General features: G+C 43.3%; 24 protein-coding genes. 5 read left to right on the plus strand and 19 right to left on the minus strand.

The genetic code is table 11. The features are described from left to right. Complete coding sequence (locus HF966_RS06015) at nucleotides 1-852, minus strand: NAD(P)H-binding protein (RefSeq protein WP_168677119.1); 852 nt, start codon at nucleotides 850-852, stop codon at nucleotides 1-3. Nucleotides 853-1,237: 385 nt separating this feature from the next. Between HF966_RS06015 and HF966_RS06020 the strand changes: the two genes are divergently transcribed. The 3 genes from HF966_RS06020 (at nucleotide 1,238) to HF966_RS06030 (ending at nucleotide 2,968) form a co-directional block, all read left to right on the plus strand. Continuing rightward, nucleotides 1,238-1,726, plus strand: a complete 489-nt coding sequence (locus HF966_RS06020; RefSeq protein ID WP_168677120.1) for an MscL family protein — start codon at nucleotides 1,238-1,240, stop codon at nucleotides 1,724-1,726. Nucleotides 1,727-1,911: 185 nt separating this feature from the next. Continuing rightward, nucleotides 1,912-2,646, plus strand: coding sequence for an AzlC family ABC transporter permease (locus HF966_RS06025; RefSeq protein ID WP_168677121.1), 735 nt, complete (start codon nucleotides 1,912-1,914; stop codon nucleotides 2,644-2,646). Then, the gene (locus HF966_RS06030) at nucleotides 2,636-2,968 is read left to right on the plus strand and encodes an AzlD domain-containing protein (protein WP_168677122.1); all 333 of its coding nucleotides are present in this window, start codon (nucleotides 2,636-2,638) and stop codon (nucleotides 2,966-2,968) included. Before HF966_RS06025 ends, HF966_RS06030 begins: the two co-directional genes overlap by 11 nt. Before the next feature lie 17 nt (nucleotides 2,969-2,985). Here the strand turns inward: HF966_RS06030 and HF966_RS06035 are convergent, their stop codons facing one another. From HF966_RS06035 to HF966_RS06100, 14 genes are all read right to left on the minus strand, one after another. After that, nucleotides 2,986-3,894: a polysaccharide deacetylase family protein gene (locus HF966_RS06035; protein WP_168677123.1), complete on the minus strand. Its 909-nt coding sequence runs from the start codon at nucleotides 3,892-3,894 to the stop codon at nucleotides 2,986-2,988. After that, entirely contained in the window at nucleotides 3,891-4,169 is a 279-nt protein-coding gene (locus HF966_RS06040) for a hypothetical protein (protein ID WP_168677124.1), read from the minus strand. Before HF966_RS06040 ends, HF966_RS06035 begins: the two co-directional genes overlap by 4 nt. A gap of 5 nt (nucleotides 4,170-4,174) precedes the next feature. Beyond that, nucleotides 4,175-5,386 (minus strand): glycosyltransferase family 2 protein, encoded by a 1,212-nt coding sequence (locus HF966_RS06045; protein WP_247594547.1) that lies wholly within the window; start codon nucleotides 5,384-5,386, stop codon nucleotides 4,175-4,177. Nucleotides 5,387-5,391: 5 nt separating this feature from the next. After that, nucleotides 5,392-6,441 (minus strand): acyltransferase, encoded by a 1,050-nt coding sequence (locus HF966_RS06050; protein WP_168677126.1) that lies wholly within the window; start codon nucleotides 6,439-6,441, stop codon nucleotides 5,392-5,394. A gap of 175 nt (nucleotides 6,442-6,616) precedes the next feature. Further along, nucleotides 6,617-8,239, minus strand: a complete 1,623-nt coding sequence (locus tag HF966_RS06055; protein ID WP_168677127.1) for a MucBP domain-containing protein — start codon at nucleotides 8,237-8,239, stop codon at nucleotides 6,617-6,619. After that, nucleotides 8,229-9,605: a hypothetical protein gene (locus HF966_RS06060; RefSeq protein ID WP_168677128.1), complete on the minus strand. Its 1,377-nt coding sequence runs from the start codon at nucleotides 9,603-9,605 to the stop codon at nucleotides 8,229-8,231. The genes HF966_RS06055 and HF966_RS06060 overlap by 11 nt, the downstream gene beginning before the upstream one ends. A gap of 297 nt (nucleotides 9,606-9,902) precedes the next feature. After that, entirely contained in the window at nucleotides 9,903-11,237 is a 1,335-nt protein-coding gene (locus HF966_RS06065) for a dihydrolipoyl dehydrogenase family protein (RefSeq protein WP_168677129.1), read from the minus strand. 148 nt (nucleotides 11,238-11,385) lie between these two features. Beyond that, a complete protein-coding gene (locus HF966_RS06070; protein ID WP_168677130.1) occupies nucleotides 11,386-11,658 on the minus strand; it encodes a hypothetical protein in 273 nt (90 codons plus the stop codon). 147 nt (nucleotides 11,659-11,805) lie between these two features. Continuing rightward, nucleotides 11,806-12,396 (minus strand): ATP-binding cassette domain-containing protein, encoded by a 591-nt coding sequence (locus HF966_RS06075; RefSeq protein ID WP_168677132.1) that lies wholly within the window; start codon nucleotides 12,394-12,396, stop codon nucleotides 11,806-11,808. Between the two features lie 10 nt (nucleotides 12,397-12,406). Continuing rightward, nucleotides 12,407-13,162 carry a hypothetical protein gene (locus HF966_RS06080; protein WP_168677133.1) on the minus strand — a complete coding sequence of 252 codons (756 nt, stop codon included), beginning with the start codon at nucleotides 13,160-13,162 and terminating at the stop codon, nucleotides 12,407-12,409. Between the two features lie 306 nt (nucleotides 13,163-13,468). Next, nucleotides 13,469-14,158 carry an N-acetylmannosamine-6-phosphate 2-epimerase gene (locus HF966_RS06085; protein WP_168677134.1) on the minus strand — a complete coding sequence of 230 codons (690 nt, stop codon included), beginning with the start codon at nucleotides 14,156-14,158 and terminating at the stop codon, nucleotides 13,469-13,471. Nucleotides 14,159-14,288: 130 nt separating this feature from the next. Next, a complete protein-coding gene (locus tag HF966_RS06090) occupies nucleotides 14,289-15,638 on the minus strand; it encodes an FAD-dependent oxidoreductase (RefSeq protein WP_168677135.1) in 1,350 nt (449 codons plus the stop codon). 127 nt (nucleotides 15,639-15,765) lie between these two features. Continuing rightward, entirely contained in the window at nucleotides 15,766-16,098 is a 333-nt protein-coding gene (locus tag HF966_RS06095) for a DsrE family protein (protein WP_168677136.1), read from the minus strand. Between the two features lie 69 nt (nucleotides 16,099-16,167). Further along, nucleotides 16,168-17,493: an MATE family efflux transporter gene (locus tag HF966_RS06100; RefSeq protein WP_168677137.1), complete on the minus strand. Its 1,326-nt coding sequence runs from the start codon at nucleotides 17,491-17,493 to the stop codon at nucleotides 16,168-16,170. Nucleotides 17,494-17,606: 113 nt separating this feature from the next. Between HF966_RS06100 and HF966_RS06105 the strand changes: the two genes are divergently transcribed. Continuing rightward, complete coding sequence (locus HF966_RS06105) at nucleotides 17,607-18,902, plus strand: Y-family DNA polymerase (protein WP_168677306.1); 1,296 nt, start codon at nucleotides 17,607-17,609, stop codon at nucleotides 18,900-18,902. Continuing rightward, nucleotides 18,895-19,308 carry a hypothetical protein gene (locus tag HF966_RS06110; RefSeq protein ID WP_168677138.1) on the plus strand — a complete coding sequence of 138 codons (414 nt, stop codon included), beginning with the start codon at nucleotides 18,895-18,897 and terminating at the stop codon, nucleotides 19,306-19,308. Before HF966_RS06105 ends, HF966_RS06110 begins: the two co-directional genes overlap by 8 nt. Here the strand turns inward: HF966_RS06110 and HF966_RS06115 are convergent. The 4 genes from HF966_RS06115 to HF966_RS06130 form a co-directional block, all read right to left on the minus strand. Beyond that, nucleotides 19,305-20,396 carry an ABC transporter permease gene (locus tag HF966_RS06115; protein ID WP_168677308.1) on the minus strand — a complete coding sequence of 364 codons (1,092 nt, stop codon included), beginning with the start codon at nucleotides 20,394-20,396 and terminating at the stop codon, nucleotides 19,305-19,307. The two genes, HF966_RS06110 and HF966_RS06115, sit on opposite strands and share 4 nt — an antisense overlap. Next, entirely contained in the window at nucleotides 20,396-21,115 is a 720-nt protein-coding gene (locus HF966_RS06120) for an ABC transporter ATP-binding protein (RefSeq protein WP_168677139.1), read from the minus strand. The genes HF966_RS06115 and HF966_RS06120 overlap by 1 nt, the downstream gene beginning before the upstream one ends. Before the next feature lie 138 nt (nucleotides 21,116-21,253). After that, the gene (locus HF966_RS06125; protein WP_168677140.1) at nucleotides 21,254-21,934 is read right to left on the minus strand and encodes a VIT1/CCC1 transporter family protein; all 681 of its coding nucleotides are present in this window, start codon (nucleotides 21,932-21,934) and stop codon (nucleotides 21,254-21,256) included. Between the two features lies 1 nt (nucleotide 21,935). Further along, nucleotides 21,936-22,610, minus strand: coding sequence for a VIT1/CCC1 transporter family protein (locus tag HF966_RS06130; protein ID WP_168677142.1), 675 nt, complete (start codon nucleotides 22,608-22,610; stop codon nucleotides 21,936-21,938). Between the last annotated feature and the right edge of the window lie 6 nt (nucleotides 22,611-22,616).

Here is a 22,616-nt window from a genome sequence, read left to right on the forward strand (position 1 = left end):
TTAACGCGCGAGAATTTCCTTTAACGCCAATGGAAGCGGTGTTAACTCACGACCCAAAACTGCCGCCAAGTCATCTGAAGCGACAGCTAACGATCCTTCAGCAATCGGACTTTGGAACGAAGCAAATAGCACGGCCAACTCGTGTGGTAAATCGTGGCTTTCTAAAATACTAACGTATTCGTCTTGTGTTACTTGTTTGACTTGAATAGCTTGGTCGGTGGCTTCACTCAGCGCTTGTCCAAGCGCTTCATAATCAGCTAATCGACCAGAAAATTCATAGACGGGCTTCGGCGTATCACTGACCAAAACTTTCGCAGCGGCTTCAGCATATTCGCGTTCCAACGCCCAACCCGCGCGTCCGGACGCCCAGTAGGCCGTGATTTTTTGCGTGGCACCGGTGGTAATAAACCCAGTTTCATTTTCAAGATACCAATTATTGCGCATGATTGCTGCGGGAATGCCAGCGCTTGCTAAAGCTTTTTCAGTGGCTAAATGATCTGCCGCTAGCGCGCTCACAGATTGGTCTGCTTGAATGAAACTTGTGTAAGCGACAAATGACACATGCGCTGCAACCATGGCATCAATGACATTTTGATGTTGCTTGTCACGGGGCACGGGCCCACCGGGTTGCGATGAGATGAATAAGACACGATCAATACCGGCAAATGCGCGCGTCAAAGCATCGACATCATCGTAATCAGCGATCCGTACTTCGGCATCGGGGAATTGCTCAGTTGCCTTCGCTTGATTTCTAGCGATGACGACGATATCTTGATTATCGACTAGCGCTTGGAGGTAGTGATAAGCTAATTGACCAAAATGACCAGTAGCGGCAGTAATTGCATATTTCATGATAAATGTCCTTTTCTATCAATGCCTGTTGTTTTATTTGTTACAAGTAGTATAGCACAGCTTGTTGTTTAAAAAACAACAATTTTTTCAATTTTTAACAAATCAAACAATGTTAAGTAAAGTTTAATTCACCCCCTTGTTATACTGTTAATGTACCACGTTGGTACGCACGCAAAGCCATGTTTATTAAACTATGTTTCTCAAATATACCGTAAAATTCATACTCCCAGAGCATGGTTTTTGTGTACATAAGGCCAATTTGGCCGCCATTCGATTCAAAGAACTGTAACATGCTATTGCCTCATAAAACCTGGGGCGCTAGCATGTTTTTTTGAGATTTGTTATACTTATTTCTACTATATTGATGAGGAATAGCCAGTAACACATGAAAAACCCAAAAAAATTTATCCAACAGCAAACCAATCAAATGCTCAACAAGTCAACCGAACATTTAGGGCAGTTTAAACAATTCTTGTTTGCCCCTAACCTCATCACATTTGTGATTTCAGTTGTTGTCGGTAATAGTTTTGGTGCCACCATTAAAACGCTTGTCAACCTTGTATTTGGCCTGTTTGATTTTACCAGAATTTGGCTTTTTTCAGCACAACACACGGCCTATTATAACCGCATTACACAGCCTTTTTCAGAATTTTCCAGCAGCCTGATTACCACAATTTTGATTGCAACGATTGTTTTTTTCACCATCCGTTTCATCAATGAAGCGCTCATCGTTGATCCTGTCAATAAGTGGGGCTACAATCAAGTGCATGCGGATGCCCTGCAATTACAAAAGCAAAATGAAGAAACAATTGCCTTGCAACGTCAAATTTTGACTGAGCTTGAAAAACTCAATCAGCAGCGTGACTCAAGGTAACTTTGGACACAGCAAAAAAACCGGTTGTTCACCGGTTTTTTTGTGGGTTTTTAGCCACATTGGGTTAAGTTTTTTTGCCCTTGAGATCGTATCATGATGAATATTAGTGAAACAATGATAAATCAATAACATTTTAATGTGATAAAATGAACTGATTATTCGAACGAGGAGCACGTTGCCATACAATGATCAAACAATCATCTGGTTTTAAACAGTTTATTAACGGCATGCAAGCTGCATTGCCAACAATTTTAGGCTTTATTAGTATTGGTGGAGCTTTTGGTATCATCGCCAGTTCCGAGGGTTTTTCCGTATGGCAAGTGTTTCTTCTGTCAGCCGTCCTCTATGCCGGTTCTGCACAATTTATTATTATTAGCATGCTGCTATTTCATGCGGCCTTAGCTGATATTGTCTTCATGGTCTGCCTCGTGAATTTTAGAATGTTTTTACAATCACTTCATGTGGCACAATACTTCGAACCGCAGCCAATGTTATCAAAACTCTTGATGGGGAGCATGATTACCGATGAATCATTTGGTATCTTTTCGTTGGAATTAATGGCTAAAAAACCAATGAGCATGAACTGGATGCATGGGTTAAATATTGCTTCTTGGGTTGCATGGTGGGGCGCTTCTACTGGCTTTGCCCTGCTTGGCAAAAATATTCAAAATCCTGAAAAATATGGTTTGGATTTTGCACTCACGGCGATGTTTGCTGGCTTGTGGTTGTTAACGACCGTGTCATTCTTCAAAAATCCAAACGAATCCCGCTTAAAAATTATCATTGGAATCACCGTGACAACAGCCCTTTTCTATCTCACGGAAACTGTCTTTAGTGCAGTGATTGGCGTGCTCGTTGCCGCTGTTTTTGGCAGCCTATTTCTCACGTACTTAAATAAGGAAACCGTTCATGTCAGCTGATGCACAAAACTTTTATACAATTTTGATTCTCTCAACTTTAGTCACTTTGGCGATTCGGATTATCCCTTTTTTGCTCGTCAAATTCATGCGTTTTCCTGATTGGTTGACAACTTTTTTACATTACCTCCCGCTCACAATGATGACCGCCCTTTTTGTACAAAATATTTTCGATAAAAAAACTGGCCACCTCCTACCACTCATTAACTTTGAAAATCTATTAGCTATTCTCCCAGCACTAGTTGTCGGCTATCTCAAAAATTCCTTAATGGCTGTCGTGATTGTCGGTATCGTGTGTATGGCAGCCTTACGCCTACTGCACTAAACATTGCCTGACATCAATTATTTCATGACGAGCCAATCTTGCAATTGTTTGAAGTTCTGGTCGGTAATAATAAAACGCGGGATTTGCTGCTGGATATGCTGCGCATCATTTGTCACAATGCCTGGTTCTAACAGGTAAATACCTTTCACACCATGCGTCATCATGTAGCGCGTCAGGGTTTTGTTGGCACGCCCATAAGGATAAGCAAACACATTGGGTTGCCGATTTAATTGTGCTTTGATTTTAGTACGTGATTGTTTATAGTCCTTAATTATGTCACGCTGAGATACCTGGTGTGTGGCTAAAACTGGTTGATTATTCACTTGGTAGTGCAAATCATTTGTGTGCAGTCCAACAGTCACGCCATGACGTTGAGATAATTTTTCAATTTCCGGCCAAGAGGCCAATTGCTCACCATCAAGATTTTTACCGACCTGACCTGTAATCACAAAAAACGTAAACGGGAATTGTTTTTCAAAAAGCACATTTGCGGCATTGCGAGGTAAGGTCGTGTCGATATCATCAAAAGTTATAACAACATGTTTCCCCTTGATATCATTTGCTTTGATGTGTGCAAGTAATTCATCACTGGACCAGACACTAATTCTTTCTTGCTTCAACCAGGCCATCTGTGCGTTAAAAACTGCTTGGGAGACATTATATTCTTGCAACTGTGGGTTTTTGGATACGCGCTGCGCAAAATTAACGACTTGATTATCCTTTAGAATTCGATGGTAAGCCAGCACAATCACACCATCTTTAATGTCAGCATGCTTTGCGGCAAAATCACGGTACGTGTAATCGACTTTTTTGGCAACCATATCTGGCTGATAATTTGGTTTTAACCCCTTAAAAATCATCAGCACACCCGTACCCAACATCACACAAATCAGCAAAAAGACGAGTAATCGATTACGCTTCGTCATCGCGCGCTGACCTCATTTTTTGCTGCAATGAATGCCAAGGTCGGTAAAATCAATAACGCTGTACAAATCAGCAATGTTTGCCAACATTGCACCAGCACGTGATTACTGATCCCAAAAATCAGTTGTAACACAACAAGACTATCGTTGTAGAAACCCAGTTGCGTCACGAGTGCTAATATCAGGACGACAATGTGAAATAACCAAGCTAATAAAGTAACAAGGTTTGACAAACTATTGCCTACCCGATTGCGACGCCGAATAATTAAATTTTCCATAACACTTACCTCCCACGATCTGGGCTCTCCCATGAGCCTTTTTGTTGATAGAAAAACACGACTTGAAATTGTGACACCAAGGCCGCGACCAAAGCAGTTAACCAGTAGAACAGACTATAAAATGGTATGGTAAAAAGATCTTGAATCTCTACTTGTGACTGATGCTTGTCTTGAATCATCCCCTGCAAAAACATCACAAAAAACAACACCGTGTACAGGAACAAAACGCCGCCCGGTAATGAAAAAGTTTGATTTGCGACAGCTTGCACAACATATTGCCCTAAAGTCATAATGACAAACCATGCCCAAATATGGCTAAAAAACATATCCAGAAGCAATAATTTTTGGTGTAAGTAACCTTTCCCAAGAACCCATGCTTTATTTTTTAAGAAAACCTCGATACCACCCACTGACCAACGCACACGTTGCTTAAAATAACCTTTCACCGTTTCTGGCACTAAGATATAAACTAAGGCATCAGCGGCATAACGAATTTGCCAATGCTGCTTGCGTAAACGCCAAGTAATATCGATATCTTCTGTAATCGCCTGGCGATCAAAACCGTTGACGGCAAGCAGCGCTTCACGGCGATACAAAACAACCACACCTGCCACGGTCATAATGCCACCATACAGACTCGCCTGTGCACGTTTGATCCGATCAATAATGCCAAGATACTCTAACGTTTGGAGACGACCAAGTAAGGTCGTTCGATTTCGTACAACTGGCTTGCCAGTAACGGCAGCCACGCGATCACTCGTGACTTGCCGGAGTAACTGGTCAATGACATCTGGTGCTAATAACGCATCGGCATCCGTCGCTAAAATAAACGGCGCATCAATATGCTTAATTGCCTCATTGAGGGCCTGTGCCTTGCCGATGTTTTGAGACAAAGGGATCAGCCTAAACTTTGTGCTTGATTGTTTTGCGAGCCATTGAGAAACCACTGCGACAGAATGATCGGTACTTTTATCATCGACAATCACCACATCATAATTGGCATACTGAATTTTGGTTAATGCTGTGAGCGTTTCTAATATGGTGTTTTCTTCGTTAAACATCGCTAACAATATCGTCACTTTCACACCATGGGTAGGACGAGTTATTTGATGCCCGTTTGATTGCCATTTAAAACTCGACAATCCTGCCCCAATGAGCCAGACAAGTGACATGATAATAGGATAATGGGCAGTGTAAAATTGTAAAATATTTGACATAACGGTCATTTTTTTTGCCCCTTTCTTTGATTAAATATTGGGTTAATCACTAGCCAAGTCGTGATCCCAGCCAAAAAAGTGGCAGACAGAAATGACGCCATGATGACCACCGGCGCCCAAGGTAGCCGATCTGCAACGTTTGGCACGAGTTGCTTTAAGTGTGTATAAATCACACGGTCAGTCAAATGGGACATCAGATAAATTGACAAGGTCATGTTAGCTAGCCAAATGCTTAACTTTTGGCTGTGCCCTGTTGGTTTTTGAGGCTGGATAGGTACTTTCAGCCACATGGCAAAAATAAGAACGGCCAACATCATTGGTTGGTAGCCCATATAATCATTTTCAGCCGTCCAAGCAAAAACACGGTGATAATTTGCAATCAACGATGTCGTGGCAAACCAACCAAAAATAAGGACAAAGCTGATGAACCATGTCCGCCATTTCGTTTGTTGGAGGGCTTCTTGGTAAGTTTTAAAGTACAAGCCTAGATAATAGTAGCCAATCGGGTATGCGCCAGTCCACCATGCAGGCAACAATTGTCGTTCAGCATTAAACAGTGACGGTGCAAAGAATAAAATCATGGCCACGCCAAGAATATAAACGTGATAAGCCTTTTTCCGGTTGAAATGCCACGCAGCGTTTAGAAACGGGATCATCAGATATAAGCCGATATACATTTCAACATACCAGGCATAATCATCTGTCGAGAAAGCCATTAATCCCCATAGCGCATCAGTTAAAGTCCCACCTTGATGTAATAACAGGCATTGCCCTGCCCAATCAATGAGGGCAATCACAATATAAACCACGATAAACTGCAATAGTCTGGTCATATAGTGCGCATCTAAGGTTTTTTCTCCCATTAAAAACCCCGTGGTCATCATGAATAATGGCACTGCTGTAATGAAAATTAATCGACATAGAATCCCAATACTGGTCGCCAATGACCCCGTTTTAATATCGTAAAAACCACTATTTAATAAAAAATGGACGGCGACAACTGCAAAAACAGAAAAAATCTTAATTTGATCAATTTGCGCATAACGTTGTGTCATATTTCCCTCAATACCTTCACTTAATCATCATTAAATGCTATTTTATCGGGTGAAAATTAGAAATTATTTTCTATATTTTGCCTAAAAATAAAAAATAAAAAAAGCATGAGTAATTGTCATCGCAACATAAAAAAACCATTGTTAACAAGCAAACAATGGTTTTGCACCGTCTTTATTAACGGCTGGAAAAAGTTGTATCGTGGGCTAATGCTGTTAGTACCTGGGTGAAATCACTCACCACTGCCACAAATGGTGCAGGTTTTTGGGCACGACTGTTTAAATTGCCGCCAAAATCAGTTGTTGGATCCTCGGTCACAGTAGCTGGGACAACATCAGGCCAACGCCCTTTAAATCGGTGATTAGCTCGACTTAACGTATGCTGCCTTTGCGTCACGCCTGGCTTAGTGCTCAGGTGACGTGCGTTTAACGGCCGCTTGGCGTCATTAACTGGTAGTACTGGCATGGTTTCAGAATCGGCCTGTGGTCTTGTTATCGTTTCATCAGGCAAATGTCTTGGTGCACTGGGCTGCGCGCCACCATACCCCGCCGGTGCTGGCCATTTGGCGACGTTTTGCGGTAAGGCTGTCGCCCGTTTTTCTAATTGTACAGTGAAAATATGCGTGTTTTGCTCACGATTGGGCAGCGTGAATTGACCCGGCCACGTCGAAGAAAGCATTTGATAGTCCTTGAGTTGCGCCAATAGGACATCATTGGCATAAGTCACTGTCTCACCTGCCTGCCCCGTTAGCACTACCGTGTGCAACGTGCGACCGCGATAAACATAATCAATGGCAATTTGTTGTGTCAGCGGTTGATAGTAATAGGTCACATCCGTTGGCTTGGATGCAAAGGTCCCCGTTGCATTTGCGGGCATTTCTTGTAAGCGATAGCCCGAAATCGCTTTCGGGTGTGTTGAATATGGCGTATTAAGCTGACCAGTGAATTGTTGTGACTCAGCCAGTGGCTGTTGCTGCGAGTCTAGATAATGGGCCGTCACTGTGGCTGTTGTGCCCGGATTGACCTCTTGTGTCACGGGTGGCAAACTCACGACAAGTTGGGATACTTGTGAAGTTGCTGCTGAGAAAACCACATATAATGGCTGAGACAACAGACTCGTGTCACGCAGTGAATAGGTCCAATGATGCCCATGGTAAGTTACGTGGATCACATGTTGGCTTTGCTTGTAATCCAAAGACAATGTTTCAAATTGCTGATTAAAAATACTGTCATCTAAGGTTTGCGCCTGATTTGGCATGGACTGCGGGGTCCCATCACAATTTGTTGAGAAAAAGGTTCCAAAAGGATATGGTGGCACGCTTGGTTGGCTATTTGGGATAGTGGCATCATTTTGTGGTACCAAATTGATTTTAAATCCCAAGACATTTGGTAAGCCAATAAAACCATCAACACCTGGTGGTACTTGTCTAAATGCTGATAATTGTGCTGCTGACACTAATCCGATCGTGAACGAATCACCGGGTTGGTAAGCTGACGCTGATCCTTCAAATTTCACGCCAAGATTGATTGCAAAATCATGGTTTAAAAAAATTGGCTGCTTCAAATAGCCCGTACGACTGACAGTCGGGTTGTTTGGCGCCAAAATAAGCCGATTCGCTTGACTGGCAGACAATGAATCCAGGGTTGCCATTGCGTTGCTTGATGCACTTTGATTCGAGGTAGGTATGGTTTGTGCAGCAGTGGCGATTTGAGGCCATGATAACGTACCGATGACAAGCAGCAAATGCGTCATGGTCCGCACATGAGATTTTTGATGCAGTTTAACGAGTTTATGCTTCATGTTGTTTAACTTTGACGAGTAGTTCACCTAATGCGCGCCAATCACTTAACGTCGGTGGCTTTTTCCAAATGACTTGTTCACCCGCAAGTGTGTCATCAATGGCTTCTGATAGGAATATATCCGCATCCGACACATTTTGCGTGAAATAAACATTGGCATGATTAATGTGGCCACGTAACATGGAAATGATCATCTGGTTGGTCATCTGGGTTTCCGTAAAGTTCACGTTAATAATCACGCGATCAATATCTGCGGCAGTAATTTGGTCAAACATCATCCCAATGAGATTGAACTCAAATAATTCTTGCTCAAGCGACCGCACAATAGTATGTGCCGCATTCACTTGCTCGACGATTTCAGGTAATAATTTGAAGACTGAGGGATAAATATCGCGGAAGTAATTGAGATTAATTACACCTTCATGTTTAAAAAACCATTCCTGCTTATAGCTAAACCTTTGGCTATAGACCGCAATGCGATGGCTTAATGTTTCAATCGTTTGCACATCAAGCGTTGCGAAAAACTTTTTCAAAATTGGATGCACGCGTGTTTTTGTTTGGTTAATTTCATGATCGATTTCCGGTAGAAAACTATAGTTAGTATTGGGCAATAAAAAATCATACACGTCGAGTATTTCTAATAATTTCGCCATAAATACGTGTACATCACAACCAATCAAGCCAGAAATGCAGTTTGGTAAACTCACCTGTGCCCCGATCGTAAAGACCAGGCTGACGTCAAAATCGTTGGTATCACCGTGATTTAAAATTTCTGTGACGAAGAAATTCACTAGGACAGTCTTTTGAGCTAAATGTTCCTCGTCGATTAACGCTTCGTCTAGCAGAAAGCGGATCACTTCGCGGCTAATCGTACTGGCTCGTTTAGAGAAACTTGGTTTGTCGTCAAAATAAGTATAGATGGCATAAGCCGCTTGAATGAAATCATACTTACCAGCAATGGGCACAAGCTCGGTTAATTGGTTTTTTTGCGCAAAAAAATAAGATGTACTCCAGCCGTATTCCGACTGCACCGTGGTATAAGACGGAATCGCCCCTGTTAATACGCGTTTTTCAAGTAATAACTTGAGGGGTGAAAGGTTAAAGTAAAGTTGAGAAAGCTTGTACAAATGATACCGCGTCACCCGATAATTTTGATAAATTGTGCCTTTCTCAATCATTAACCAATCAAATTGGAATAAATTATCGATGTCAAGATTAATCGCAGCGACCGTCTCTCGTAACATATAACCTGAGATGGCAAATTTTTCTTCCACATCTTTCATATCATAAAGCTGTTGGTCAGTCTCTAAAATATAGGCCACCAAATCGATTTTCAGTAAATCATTCTTATTCACAAATGTGCGCATGCAGCGTTTCTCCCATTATCATATTCATCTCGTTTTGACTAAGATTGCGCGTAAAATTCATATTTCGTGTCTGATTATGCCAATAACATAACTTGCTCGTAAAATTTCGGCCATCTATCCAATTATGTGGCAAGACAAAGCGTAATATTTTCATGTTTTTAAAAAATATACAAAAATATCAGAAAATAATCTACCAACATCATGTTAAGCACGCATGATGTTGGTGTGCAATTTGCGGTAACAAAAAACCTTGATTACTTTCAAGGTTTTGACGATATTCATTGGCAACCGCTAGTTTTAAAGCTGGTCCCATGCGGATGCCGCAATTGATGGAAATACATGGATTAACCGTTCGATTTCTTCTGCGCCATATTGGAACGTGATGGCTGGCAATAATGCATTAATGACATCGTCGGCACGATGTGACACTTCGGTGGCGCCAACTAATGTATGTTTTTGATCAAAAATCAACACGTTATCGCCCATTGTCTCTTGCTCAACCTGACGATACCAGTCATCTGGCACGTGATGCTTTTCAATGACATATTGGTCAGGATGGGCCTCAGCTTCAGCCACCGTGACGCCTGCTTGCGCCAAGCGTGGGGAGGTAAAAACAACGGAAGGTACAACTGGGTAATCAATTGGTGCTGACGTTTCCCCTGCAAATAAATGCATCAGATATTTTGATTCAAAAATCGCTGTTGGTGTCAACTTTGGTTGCGTCTTGTCAATCACGTCCCCAGCTGCGTATATACTTGGTACATTGGTGCGCAAATATTGGTCAACGACAATGCCTTTTGGCGTATACTTGACGCCGACTTTTGCCAAATTTAGTGATTCGATATTGGGTACGCGTCCAGTTGCATCTAGTATCCAATCAGTCTGCATCTCAAACCCCTCATCACCACGCACGATGAAATGATCACGCTGTTGGTCAATGGTAGTCACGGCTGTATCAGTCACAAATGTGACCCCACGCTTTGTCAGATCGGCCATGATCTGCGCGACAAAAGGTTGATGATATGCCCGCAACGCTTGTGAACCGCGCATTAGGACTGTCACTTCCGCCCCTGCTGCGTTGGCCATTGTAGCAAATTCCATGCCAATGTAACCAGCACCAATAATTGTCAGTCGTTTGGGCATCACCGTCAAATTCATGAAGTCTTCAGAATCATGGGCGAACTCAGAACCAGGTATGTCTAAACGATTCGGACGTAAGCCTGTTGCAATGACAATTTTATCGGCCGTTTTATTCTGCCCAGCCACAAGTACAGTGTGGGCGTCTAACAACTGGCCCTGGCCAAAAATCACATCCACGCTATGATCATCGAGCAACCCCTGAATAAAGGCCGGTAATCCTGAAATCACTGCTCGCTTATGGGCTTGATTGGCTGCCCAGTCGATTGTTGTTTCACCAGTCACGATATGATGAACATCTGCAAGATGGCGTTTTAGTGCCACTGGCGAATCCAACACAATCTTTGCATTACAACCGCGGTTCGGACAAGTACCACCAATCAAATCCTGCTCGATCACACCGACTTTAAAACCCTTTGCCCCCAGTGGAATAGCCCCATCAAAGGTTCCATGTCCACTGCCAATATATAAAACATCATAATCATATGTTGTCATCTGTTTCGCCTCCTGTAGCACCGTTCTTGCGAGTAAAATATTTGGCAAATCATTAAGCACCTATATTATAGCTAAAAAAGCATCAGTTGACGAGTTGTTTGACTTCAAAGTTTTACCAAGTCATTATTTTTAAACGCAAAATACCCGTTCACTGTACATGATTATGTTGGTAGAGCTGCTGAATCTGTGCTACCCAATAAGTCCGAGTGGCTATGTCGGCACAATCTGAAAAAGCATAATCGATGTGAAGCCGATGGAAACGTCCATAAGATACCCATATCATCACGCATGGTAAATCGTCGTTTTTGGTCACAGCTTGAATCGTCACCTCTTTTTGATGATTTATCGCATTAATCACTTTTTTCAGCAGTTCCTCTGAAGAAAATTTTGGGTCTGCGCTTTGATAACGATAGACTAACATGTTAAAACTCCAATCCGTTTTTGCTATCACCCATGTTAACCGTGTTGTTGTTAAAACAGTATTAAAAAACCCTGGTAGTTTTACCAAGGGTTTTGAGTGCATCATTTATTTAACATACAATCTCTGCATGCTAAGTTCTATCACGTTTTACAATGCTACATGATGAAACGCCATACCTTCTAATTGTTCTACATGATGGGTCACCATCACGACAGTTTTGCCCCGTGCCGTGGCTAATTGATCAATTAATTGCAACATCACTTCAGCATGCGCTGAATCAACACCACTCATGGGTTCATCGAAAAGGTACAATTCTTTGTCTAAGAGGCAATGACCATACGTTAGAACCATTTGTTGTTCCCCGCCAGATAACCGACCCATTGGCGTTGACGCTAATGGGTCTAAAATCGATGCCTTTGCCGCTTCTAACAATGGCTGTTCAGTGGTGTCAACGTCATAACTCAGAGACCGAAATAAACGGATTGTTTGAGCAACCGTTAAGTTTGGAAAAAAGTGCGTCTTTTGTAATTGATATGCGATAGTGCGCGTGTGAGGCCAGTCTATTTTTTTACCATTTGTCGCACTTGACCCCACACCAGCAATAAAATCTAACAAGCTCGACTTGCCTGAGCCATTTGCTCCAGTGATAATATTGAGTTTGCCTGGCAAGAATGTGATATTTCTGGGCGCCACTATTTGCCGTTTACCAATTTGAAACACATAATTTTGGATTTCCATCACGAGCCTCCTATGCACGACTTGCAACCGGTTGCACGGTCAGCCTTTTTAAAGCAAACAGCCCAATTCCGGTATATAACAGTGTGATTGCAAGCACTAATAACCACATGCTGGGATTGAAATTTGCTGATTCAAATATACTATATATTTGAACAGCCACTTCAGCCACATAGTTCATCGGATTAAGCAGTAGTAACCCTGCATGTAACGTTACACGCGTAGGTAAACCTGTCAAAAACAAGAGACCAAACAATAATAAACCGGTTAACACATTGACTGATTCAATTTTAATTTTAAATAAAAGCAAGGCACTACAAAGCAAGGCAATCGGCAGGGCACTAAGCCATGCTACCCCCACCCCTGTGACCAAAATGACCAGGCTAAATTGTCGGCTGAGAAGCAACACAACGCTATTGAAAAGCAACAGCTCAATACTCAGCAAAATAAATTGGACAAAAAACAATGCCGCAATCAACTTCATTTTCGATCCAATGATAAAGAAAAGTTGTTTCAACAAACCAAGTTCACGATGGGCAATCAGTGTGACGACGAAATTATTTAACAAAGTTACTACGATAATGTAACTCCAAAAAAAGCTGAGTGTCGCGAACATATGCTGCGTGATTGGGCGTAAAATGGGTTGGTTACTTGTCATCTGTCGGTAAACATAAAATGCGGTTGGCACAACCAGATTATAAATAAAAACAAATTTATTGGCCCATAAATATTGAAAATACACTTTAATTAATGCCTGTATTTCTCTCATCCAAACCCTCCAAAACTCACTTTAATACAGTTTAATCATATCACATGCTCATCGATTTAATATTTTATACTTATTAAAATGTCATTAAATAAATTAAAACAAAGAAACCCCCAAGTAAATTAATCGGTATTCAAGCCAAAATCTGACGTTGATCGACATAAAAAGAAAAAAGCAGTGACGCTGGTCCCTGCTCAAGTTAAACTATCTTTGTCTGATTTGATTGTCGCCTTAGTCCGCTGTTTTACGCCCATGACAAAACTCGCCAATTATTTGATCAGTTATGCCAAAACGGCGTAGCACATGCGATTATTCTAGCGCACGGATGAATCGTTGCGTGATTTCTAACGGGCGCGTAATTGCGCCACCAATCACAATCCCGGCAACGCCTAATTGATGAATCGCCTTGACTTGTGCTGTTGTATGAATCCGCCCTTCGGCGATCACAGCAATGCCAGACTGGACTAATTGCGCGATTAATGCCATGTCTGGTCCGTCTTTTGAAGCACTGTTAGCTGTGTAGCCAGCGAGAGTGGTCCCAACAAAATCAACGCCCGCATCAACTGCAGCCACGCCTTCTTCAAAGGTTGCAATATCTGCCATAAGCAATTGATCTGGATATTTTGCCTTGATTTGTTGAATAAATGTGCGCACTGTTTGCCAATCATGCCGCGGACGATCGGTACAATCGAGCGCAATCACGGCAACATCAGTAGCAGCCAATTCATCAATTTCACGCATGGTTGCGGTAATAAAAGGCGCTTCGGGCGGATAATCCCGCTTAATGATACCAATAATTGGCAGTTGGACAGTGGCTTGAATTTCTTGAATGTCGCGGATTGAATTCGCTCGAATACCCACTGCGCCTGCTTGCGCCGCTGCGCGTGCCATCAGTGGCATGACACCGCCTTGTGGGACATAAAGTGGCTCGCCTGGTAAGGCTTGGCAAGAGACAATAATGCCATCTTTAATCTGTGCTAAAAACGTTGCTTTATCCATATTGATCTTCCCCGCTTTCACTATTTCCTGCTCACCGTCAGCCTAACATGGCTGAGTGTGGCTTGTAAAGAGACCAATTACCCAACGATAGTAAAAAAGCGCCTTGCCTGGCAAGCCGCTTTCAAAGATGTCATGTGTCAATTAAGCCAAAAACATCGTTTAATCCTTCCATCATCGAAGGATGCGTATAAATTTGGTCTCGTAATACTTGATAACTTATCCCCTGATGCATGGCCAGCGAGATCAGATTGATCATTTCTTGTGCAGCAACTGCAAAGAAGGTTGCACCCAAAATTTGATCATTTTGACCAACCAAAACTTTTAGGTAACCACGTGTATTACCTTCAATATGTGTTTTCGGCAAACTGGCCACTGACAATTTCGCTACGCGATAGGCCACATGAGTTGCTTTAGCTTGTGCTTCGCTTAGCCCAATCGTGGCCAATGGTGGATTCGTAAACAACACGTGGGGCACGAGTTCTTGTTGTGCGAGTGTGGCCTGCCCATCCCCAAAGAATTGTTGCCAAACAATACGTGAATCGTCGAGTGATAGATAGGTAAATTGCGCACCACCACGCACATCACCTACCGCCCAAACCTCTGGTGCTGTTGTTTTCAAACGACTATCCGTCACAATGGCCCCGTCCTCAACCACGACGTCCGTATTTTCGAGACCGAGATTGGCAATGTTTGGCCGGCGACCCGTCGCCACTAAAATGGCATCCGCAGTTAACGTATCAGTTGTGTGCTGGTTTTCAGCAAGTGATAACACGGCCTGTTTTTCTTCGTCAACGACTGCGGTAACCAGGGTGTGATAACGCACCACCACACCCAAATCAGCCAGGGATGCTGCAATAGCTGCGACAGCCTCAGCTTCAAGGTGTGGCAACAAATGGCCATCACGGACCAATAACGTGACTTTAGCTCCAAATTGGGCATATGTTGTGGCGAACTCCACGGCAATATGCCCGCCGCCAATAATCACGAGATGTTTTGGTAACACGTCATGGGCCATGAGTGTTTCCGTGTTGTAAACAAAACCACTCGACTTCAAACCTGTAATTGGCGGTATCACGGGTGTCGCACCAGTATTAATGATAATGCGTTCACCAACAACTGTCTCGGTCGTCCCGTCCTTCATTTGAATCGAGAGTGTGTGATTATCAACAAATTGTGCAGCACCCGTTATCACAGTCGCCGTTGGTAAATCAGCAACCTTCTGGTAATTAGCCTGCCGTAATTTACCTATCGTGGCCGTTTTATTTAATACGGCACGTTGATAATCAGCAGGTTGACTCGCATGAGCCGATAACGTGTAGAGTAATTTTGAGGGGATGCAGCCAACGTTAATGCACGTACCGCCATACATCTGGTCTGACTTCTCCAGCAAAATGACGGATTCCCCTTTTGCTGCTAACTTAAAGGCGAGGGTTTTCCCCGCTTTTCCAAAACCAACAATCACATTTTTTGCGTTTCTCATATGACCTACCCATTTCATTTTAATAATTTGTGATGCGAACCGTGTGCGGCTGCTGGGCATTTATTTTTACAATATCTCATCATATTGTTATTATAACAAGGCCATTTTGAAAACTGGTATTTCGTGCTCAGGGCTTAATATAGGCAAAGCCAGCATGTTGCCGCAAGGCGAGTTCAACAACACCTGAAGGGACAACAGTTAGACCAGGCTGAAGTTCTGGGCGGGTAATCCCACGCTGCGTCATCGAGTGATGACAGACCGCCACTTGAACCCCTTGGTCGATGACCGCCTGTAGATCGATGGTTGCGTTTTTGACCGCTTGACTCACAGCTTCGCCGTTAATCAGTAAAATAATTTGGCCAGACATTTTTTGATGGTGCAGCCAATCAGACATATGCTGTAAATTTGAGCGTACTGTTGGCCATTGCCGTGGGTCATCAATATGAAAAATAGTATTCATGTGTTGTCCTTTCCTAAACGCCAATTTTACCGCAACCCTGGGCATTTATTTCCAACCTTTTTATGTTTATCATACCATGTTTCGACTGTTTTTTTGCCAAGTCAACCATAAATAAATCGCACGTACATCATAATCTATGCCCAGTGCGATCCAGATACCAGCAATTCCCCAGTCACACCATTGTCCAAGCACAATCACCCCAATAATTCGAATACCAAACATCCCGATTAAGGTGCTCCATAGCGGTGTTTTTGTATCGCCCATCCCTTGTAAGGCACCTGCAATAATGATAGTTACAGCAAGCCCGGGTTGGCTAAAGGCATCAATTCGCAGTGCTGTGACAATTTGCGCGATTGCGACATGATCTTGCGTAAACCATGTAGCCATGACCGGCACCGTCAAAAACATCACCAAACCAAGTAGCGATAGCAGCAGTATCCCATATCCTACAGTGAGTTCAGCAATGCGCTGAACGATTTTTTTATTTTTAGCCCCTACATTTTGACCAATAAGTACCGCTGCTGCAGTGGCTAAACCATAGGCTGGCATGTAAACAAAGCTTTCAATATTACCCGCAATCATATGGGCTGCAAACGTTGTCGCACCGATCGCCACGATTAATGAAAAATACACAACTTGCCCGCCACGCAAAACTAACTTCTCGCCTGCGGCCGGCAATGAAATTTGAACTATTTCAGCTAATATCGGGCGGTTGCGCCACGACCAACGCCACTTGACGGCCGTACGAGATTGTTGCACAGCCAGCAACAAATATCCCACACTAAAGACACGAGCAGCTAGTGTGCCAATGATAATCCCATAAACGCCTAATGCCGGAATTGGGCCAAAACCGCGCACTAAGATAAGATCCAACATGATATTGATGACATTAGCCATTAAGCTCGTAAACATCGGCGTTTTAGCATCACCAACCGCACGCAATAGGCTCCCCAATACCGTTGTCCCGGCCATGAATATGGCAAGGCCGCCCACCCAAGATAAAAATGGTTGTGCATAACTGAGCGTTGCTGGTGTCGCACCAATCATTGACAACAACGGACGCCCAAAAACAATCGTCAAAATACCTACCACACTACTTAAACCAGTTGAGAGCAAAATCGCCTGTTGACCCACGGCTTGCGCACCAGCGATATCTCCTGCCCCAAATTTTCTAGCAACCAGCGAAGATGTCCCAATGCCAATCCCCAAAAAGACAGCCAAGTAAACATTGAGCACCGTATTCGCTAAATTCACCCCGGTAACAGCCACTAACCCAATTTGGGCGACCATTAACGTATCAACAAAACCCACCATCGTTTGTAAGACGTTTTCGATGGTGGTGGGTATTGCAATATTAAATATTTGCTGAGTCAGTGATTGTTTGACGTGCATCATCTATTCCTATGTCTCATGTCGTATCTTTTAATTATACCGTATAAAAGATGACATCTAGACAAATAGAACATTTGTTCGTATAATGTAAACTAAGAACTTTGGAGGTTATGACCATGTATGATTATCGCTTTGAAACCCCACGCATCGTGTTCGTCATTGATACCAAGTCGTTTTATGCTTCTGTCGAAGCTGTAGAACGTGGTTTACATCCCATGAAAGTCCCTTTAGTCGTGGTTTCTACTGGGCCAAACGTTGGCGGTGGCGGTTTGGTATTAGCGACCTCCCCTACTGCTAAAAAAAGATATGGCCTTAAAAATAATGTCAGTCGGATGAAAGATCTACAAGGCCTACCAGGCTTAATTCAAGTCCCACCTCGCATGAATCTTTACATCCAAAAAAACATGGAAATCAACGCGATTTATCGGCAGTATGTGGCAGATGCTGATTGGCATCCCTACTCAATTGATGAAAGTATTTTAGATTTAACCGATACCTGGCAATTTTTTGGGCACACCCCTTGGGAAGTTGCCCGCAAAATCCAACGTGAAGTGCATGAAAAAACAGGCTTATACACCACAGTAGGTATTGGTGATAACCCCGCTTTAGCCAAAATCGCATTAGACCGCTATGCTAAACACGACCCATCATTTATTGGTGAAATCCATTTTAATACAGTCCCTGATAAGCTCTGGCCAGTGCAACAGCTCGACACAATTTGGTCCATCGGCCATCGTACGGCAAAAAAGCTCAATCAAATGGGTATCTATTCAATGGCTGATTTAGCCCATTGCAACCCTTTTCGGCTGCGAAAAGTTTTTGGCCCTCAAAACGGGCTCCGTTTGTATGCTTTAGCCTGGGGCGTAGATCGTACACGCATCCGCGATAAAGTCATGCCTGAGTCACGCACGATTGGTAATTCACAGGTTCTGCCAAGGCGATATACTCGCCTTTCTGATATTACTGTGGTGCTACGAGAAATTGTTGCGCAAGTTGCGACCCGCTTACGATTTCAACAGCTCTTAGCTGGTAGCATTAGTATTCATGTTGGCAACGATGGTGTTGAAAATAGTCTACATCAGACTGTTCGTTTGACCACACCAACAAACATCACCAGACGCCTCCAAGACGAGGCGATCGCTTTGTTAACAAAACATTGGCATGGTGGCGGAGCGCGACATTTGGCTGTCTATTTTGGTGAGTTATCTTCTGATCACGTCGCTCAACTCGATTTATTTCATGATCGTATACAAACTGAAAAACAACAACGGCTCGATCGTACGATTGACGCCATTCGTAAAAAATTTGGGTTTACAAAACTTGTTCATGGCGTGTCATTAGATCCCGCTGGTACCGCAATTAGTCGCGCCAATCTGGTAGGTGGGCATAATGGTGGGCATGCTAATGAGTGAGACATACCCGAACTATGATCCGACTTGGCCGATGCAAGTTTTTGGTCAGCTTTATCAAGACCAAGGCATGAAAAAATGGGGCGGGTTCTACTTGTCAGATCATACAGCCGTTTTAAATCAAGCCGCAACACAACAGGCAACCATTGCCGCCCGACAATTAAAACCAAAAATGCGCACGGTTGACCTGATAACACAGTGCCGTATTGCCATTGAAAAGCAATTACCAGTTAGCCTGCAACCGGATTTGATCACGTTTAATCCCTCAGGCGAACGCGTCATACCGGCACTCGTATCCGGTCGGATCACCAGCTATAATGCTCGAGAACTGCGCATTGCAAATACTATTTTTCCATGGGAGGCCATACGCTGGCTTGCCATCATCACCCCAGCCGACTTACCCCATTAAACACGGCGGTATTTTTTCAACCCTTGAATATTAATACCCGTCAAAATAAGAAAGAAACCAATTAAAATCAAACATTCCACCCAAATATGCGTCAAGCCTAATCCTTGCATCATGATCTTTTTATCAGCGCTAGCGACATACGTTAACGGTAAAATATATTGAATTTTAGCAATCCACGGGTTGATTGTATCAAGTGGGACAATCCCTGAAAAAAAGATTTGCGGCACGACAATCAATGGTATGAATTGCATCATTTGAAATTCCGAGGCGGCAAAAGTTGACATCAAGATCCCAAGTGATAACGCCACCAAAGCAAGCAACATGTTGGTCAAAATCACCCAGCCAATGTGCCCGACAATTTGAATATGTAAGACGTCAACCGTGTACAAGACAATCGTTAATGTTTGCAACACAGCCAATGCCCCATAGCTGAAAGTATAGCCAAAAATAATGTGTCCACGCCGAACGGGTGTGGCTAAGAGCCGCTCAAGCGTCCCCGTGGTACGCTCCTTTAGTATCGCCATACCACTGACTAAAAAGACAAAGAAGAAAACAAAGAAACCCATTAAGATCGGTAACACAGTATCCATATAACGTGTTTGGCTATCACCATATTGATAGGTCTGCTTTAACGTGGCTTGCGGTTGAGCAGCAACTGGGTGATGAACAGTTAACTGTGTAATCGTCTGCGCCATTGATTGTAATTTGTCATGCAACATCGCACTTTGCATTGCTGACTTGGCTAAGGTTGTTTTATTTACATCTAAATTAGCATACGTTATCTGATAAGTTGCCGTGGTCTTGTTATAGGTTATCACACTGTCAACGCGTTGCGCTTTTAAAGCAGTATTAGCCGCAGTGACCGTCGGATAGGTTGTCTGGCTGACATGGGAAACAGTCTCTAATTGTTTCACCATGGTTGCTGGCATTTGGACAGTACCAATCTGGACATGTGGTGTCGCGTTCGTATTAAAAACAAGATTCATCAACGTTAAAACTAATAAGGGCGCTAGGAACATCAACGCCAATGTGCGCTTATCTTTGCCCAATTCTTTTAAAATACGTTGACTAATGATTAGACTTTTCATCATTTGCCGGCCTCAACTTCCGCTTTTAAGAACACCTGCTCAACTGTTGACACGTCATAGCGTGCTTTCAGCGCGGCTGGGCTATCATCTGCGATGATGCGGCCATCAAATAACAGGACAACACGGTCAACTTTTTCGGCCTCATCCATCACATGGGTAGTTATCAATATCGTTTTCTGTTGGGCTTGCTGCCGCCTAAGCTCGTCCCAAATTTGCCTTCTGAGTGCCGGATCAATCCCCACTGTTGGCTCATCTAAAATGAGAAACTCTGGTTCGCCTAAAAAGGCAATTGCTAATGACAGGCGTCTCTTCATCCCGCCTGAGTAACCTTTCACTTGCTGGTCTAGTGCGTCAGTCAAATTAACAATCGTGGCGACGCGCTTGATCTCCTCATCTACTACCCGAATATCTCGCATTTGCGCAAAAAATTTTAAGTTATCATATCCTGATAGTGCCTCATACAAAGCGTCACTTTGGGCCATATAGCCAATTTTTCCTAATGATTGTCGATCCGGCATTTGGATGTCAAAAATATGTGCGACACCAGCATCAGCTTGGGCCATGCCCAGCGCCAACTTTATCACTGTTGATTTACCCGACCCTGATGGACCAATCAAGCCCATCAGTTCCCCTGCGGGTAACTTTAAATTGACTGCATCAAGTACAGTGCGTCCACCATAAGATTTGGTAATCTGCTGGAGTTCCAAAACATCACTCATCTGCATTCTCCATTATTCAGTTTTATTTGATTATACTTCTGAGTATATTATAAGTAAATCCAGTAAACGGTTTAAATGCATTTGCCCCCAATGGTGTAGATGACACAAAAAAACTGAAGCCGGTGAGCTTCAGTTTTTTCATTTTAATAATGTTCCAATCCAATAGGTGAAAGCCATGGTAATCAGGCCCGTAATAACATTACGTAAAATAGCTGGGGTTTTTGGTGCGTGCCCTGACCAAGCGCTTAACCAACCTGTTAAAAACAAAGCCCAAAGCGTTGCGACCACAGTGCCAACGACTTTCCAACCTTCAGGTAGCACCACCACCGCTAACAATGGCCAAATACCGCCCGACACTGAGGCGATAAAGGAAGAAATCAAGGCATGGGCTGGACTTAAATACTTCTCAACGATAAAGCCATACTTAATTTGCACGTAATGTCCCAATGCATCTTTGACCATTAAATCATCGGCCACACGCGCAGCTAGTTTTGGTTCAGCGCCCCTTGCTTCATAATGCGCAGCAATTTCGTCATGAATCACAGCAGGTTGTGTCGCCAGCAAAGTTTTAGCCTGGGTAACAACAGCTTTTTCCGTGTCCTTTTGTGACGACACGGAAACAAATTCTCCTGAGGCCATGGAAAACGCGACAGCAAACATTTCCGCGATCCCTGCCACAAAAATAACGGTATTGTTCGTCGTGGCGCCAGTCACGCCAAGAATAACACCGGCGCCACCAATAATACCATCGTTGGCCCCTAACACGCCGGCACGGATAATGTTTAGTTTTTCAGATAATGTTAATTTCTGTTTTGCCACGTCACACCACCATCAACAAACCAACCAAATACGTCACACCCATTGTCAATAATCCCATCCCCACATTGCGTAAAATCACAGGTTTTTTGGGCGTGTTCCCATAGACGGCTGAAAAATAACCGGTTAATATTAAGGCGAAAATCACCAATATAAGGGTTGTGACAATCCGATAAGCGGCTGGTACAAGGGTCATCCCAACCATCGGCAAAATTGCACCAATTGGGAAAGCCACCATCGAGGCGATCGCGGCCTCAACTGGGGAAATCATTTGACCCTCATCAATCCCGTATCGCGCATGTAACGTCTCATTTAACGCATCTTTTTGCATCGTTTGTTGTGCAAGCAGTTGTGCGTTAGCCTCACTGATGCCATCAGCTTGGTAATGTTGGGTCAAAAATGCCGTTTCTTGCGCAAAATGATTCGCCAGTGCGGTTTCTTGTGTCGCTTTGGCTGCACGCTCGGAATCTAATTGCGAATTGACGGAAACATATTCACCGGTGGCCATCGAAAAAGTGCCGGCAATAGTAGCCGTTAAACCTGCAAGAAAAATGGCCCACGCATTCATGGATGCGCCATAAACACCAAAAACTACGCCAGCAATTGAGATAATGCCATCGTTAGCTCCCATCACAATGGCGCGTAAGATATTAATACGTTGACTAATTTCCATTTCCATGGGGCC

This window comes from Leuconostoc holzapfelii (assembly GCF_012396485.1).
Taxonomy (GTDB): domain Bacteria; phylum Bacillota; class Bacilli; order Lactobacillales; family Lactobacillaceae; genus Leuconostoc; species Leuconostoc holzapfelii.

What these genes read in the sequence shown, in the direction of transcription:
- HF966_RS06015 (WP_168677119.1), bottom strand. Translation starts at nt 852, where the DNA reads ATGAAATATGCAATTACTGCCGCTACTGGTCATTTTGGTCAATTAGCT.
- HF966_RS06020 (WP_168677120.1), top strand. Translation starts at nt 1,238, where the DNA reads ATGAAAAACCCAAAAAAATTTATCCAACAGCAAACCAATCAAATGCTC.
- HF966_RS06025 (WP_168677121.1), top strand. Translation starts at nt 1,912, where the DNA reads ATGATCAAACAATCATCTGGTTTTAAACAGTTTATTAACGGCATGCAA.
- HF966_RS06030 (WP_168677122.1), top strand. Translation starts at nt 2,636, where the DNA reads ATGTCAGCTGATGCACAAAACTTTTATACAATTTTGATTCTCTCAACT.
- HF966_RS06035 (WP_168677123.1), bottom strand. Translation starts at nt 3,894, where the DNA reads ATGACGAAGCGTAATCGATTACTCGTCTTTTTGCTGATTTGTGTGATG.
- HF966_RS06040 (WP_168677124.1), bottom strand. Translation starts at nt 4,169, where the DNA reads ATGGAAAATTTAATTATTCGGCGTCGCAATCGGGTAGGCAATAGTTTG.
- HF966_RS06045 (WP_247594547.1), bottom strand. Translation starts at nt 5,386, where the DNA reads ATGTCAAATATTTTACAATTTTACACTGCCCATTATCCTATTATCATG.
- HF966_RS06050 (WP_168677126.1), bottom strand. Translation starts at nt 6,441, where the DNA reads ATGACACAACGTTATGCGCAAATTGATCAAATTAAGATTTTTTCTGTT.
- HF966_RS06055 (WP_168677127.1), bottom strand. Translation starts at nt 8,239, where the DNA reads ATGAAGCATAAACTCGTTAAACTGCATCAAAAATCTCATGTGCGGACC.
- HF966_RS06060 (WP_168677128.1), bottom strand. Translation starts at nt 9,605, where the DNA reads ATGCGCACATTTGTGAATAAGAATGATTTACTGAAAATCGATTTGGTG.
- HF966_RS06065 (WP_168677129.1), bottom strand. Translation starts at nt 11,237, where the DNA reads ATGACAACATATGATTATGATGTTTTATATATTGGCAGTGGACATGGA.
- HF966_RS06070 (WP_168677130.1), bottom strand. Translation starts at nt 11,658, where the DNA reads ATGTTAGTCTATCGTTATCAAAGCGCAGACCCAAAATTTTCTTCAGAG.
- HF966_RS06075 (WP_168677132.1), bottom strand. Translation starts at nt 12,396, where the DNA reads ATGGAAATCCAAAATTATGTGTTTCAAATTGGTAAACGGCAAATAGTG.
- HF966_RS06080 (WP_168677133.1), bottom strand. Translation starts at nt 13,162, where the DNA reads ATGAGAGAAATACAGGCATTAATTAAAGTGTATTTTCAATATTTATGG.
- HF966_RS06085 (WP_168677134.1), bottom strand. Translation starts at nt 14,158, where the DNA reads ATGGATAAAGCAACGTTTTTAGCACAGATTAAAGATGGCATTATTGTC.
- HF966_RS06090 (WP_168677135.1), bottom strand. Translation starts at nt 15,638, where the DNA reads ATGAGAAACGCAAAAAATGTGATTGTTGGTTTTGGAAAAGCGGGGAAA.
- HF966_RS06095 (WP_168677136.1), bottom strand. Translation starts at nt 16,098, where the DNA reads ATGAATACTATTTTTCATATTGATGACCCACGGCAATGGCCAACAGTA.
- HF966_RS06100 (WP_168677137.1), bottom strand. Translation starts at nt 17,493, where the DNA reads ATGATGCACGTCAAACAATCACTGACTCAGCAAATATTTAATATTGCA.
- HF966_RS06105 (WP_168677306.1), top strand. Translation starts at nt 17,607, where the DNA reads ATGTATGATTATCGCTTTGAAACCCCACGCATCGTGTTCGTCATTGAT.
- HF966_RS06110 (WP_168677138.1), top strand. Translation starts at nt 18,895, where the DNA reads ATGAGTGAGACATACCCGAACTATGATCCGACTTGGCCGATGCAAGTT.
- HF966_RS06115 (WP_168677308.1), bottom strand. Translation starts at nt 20,396, where the DNA reads ATGAAAAGTCTAATCATTAGTCAACGTATTTTAAAAGAATTGGGCAAA.
- HF966_RS06120 (WP_168677139.1), bottom strand. Translation starts at nt 21,115, where the DNA reads ATGAGTGATGTTTTGGAACTCCAGCAGATTACCAAATCTTATGGTGGA.
- HF966_RS06130 (WP_168677142.1), bottom strand. Translation starts at nt 22,610, where the DNA reads ATGGAAATGGAAATTAGTCAACGTATTAATATCTTACGCGCCATTGTG.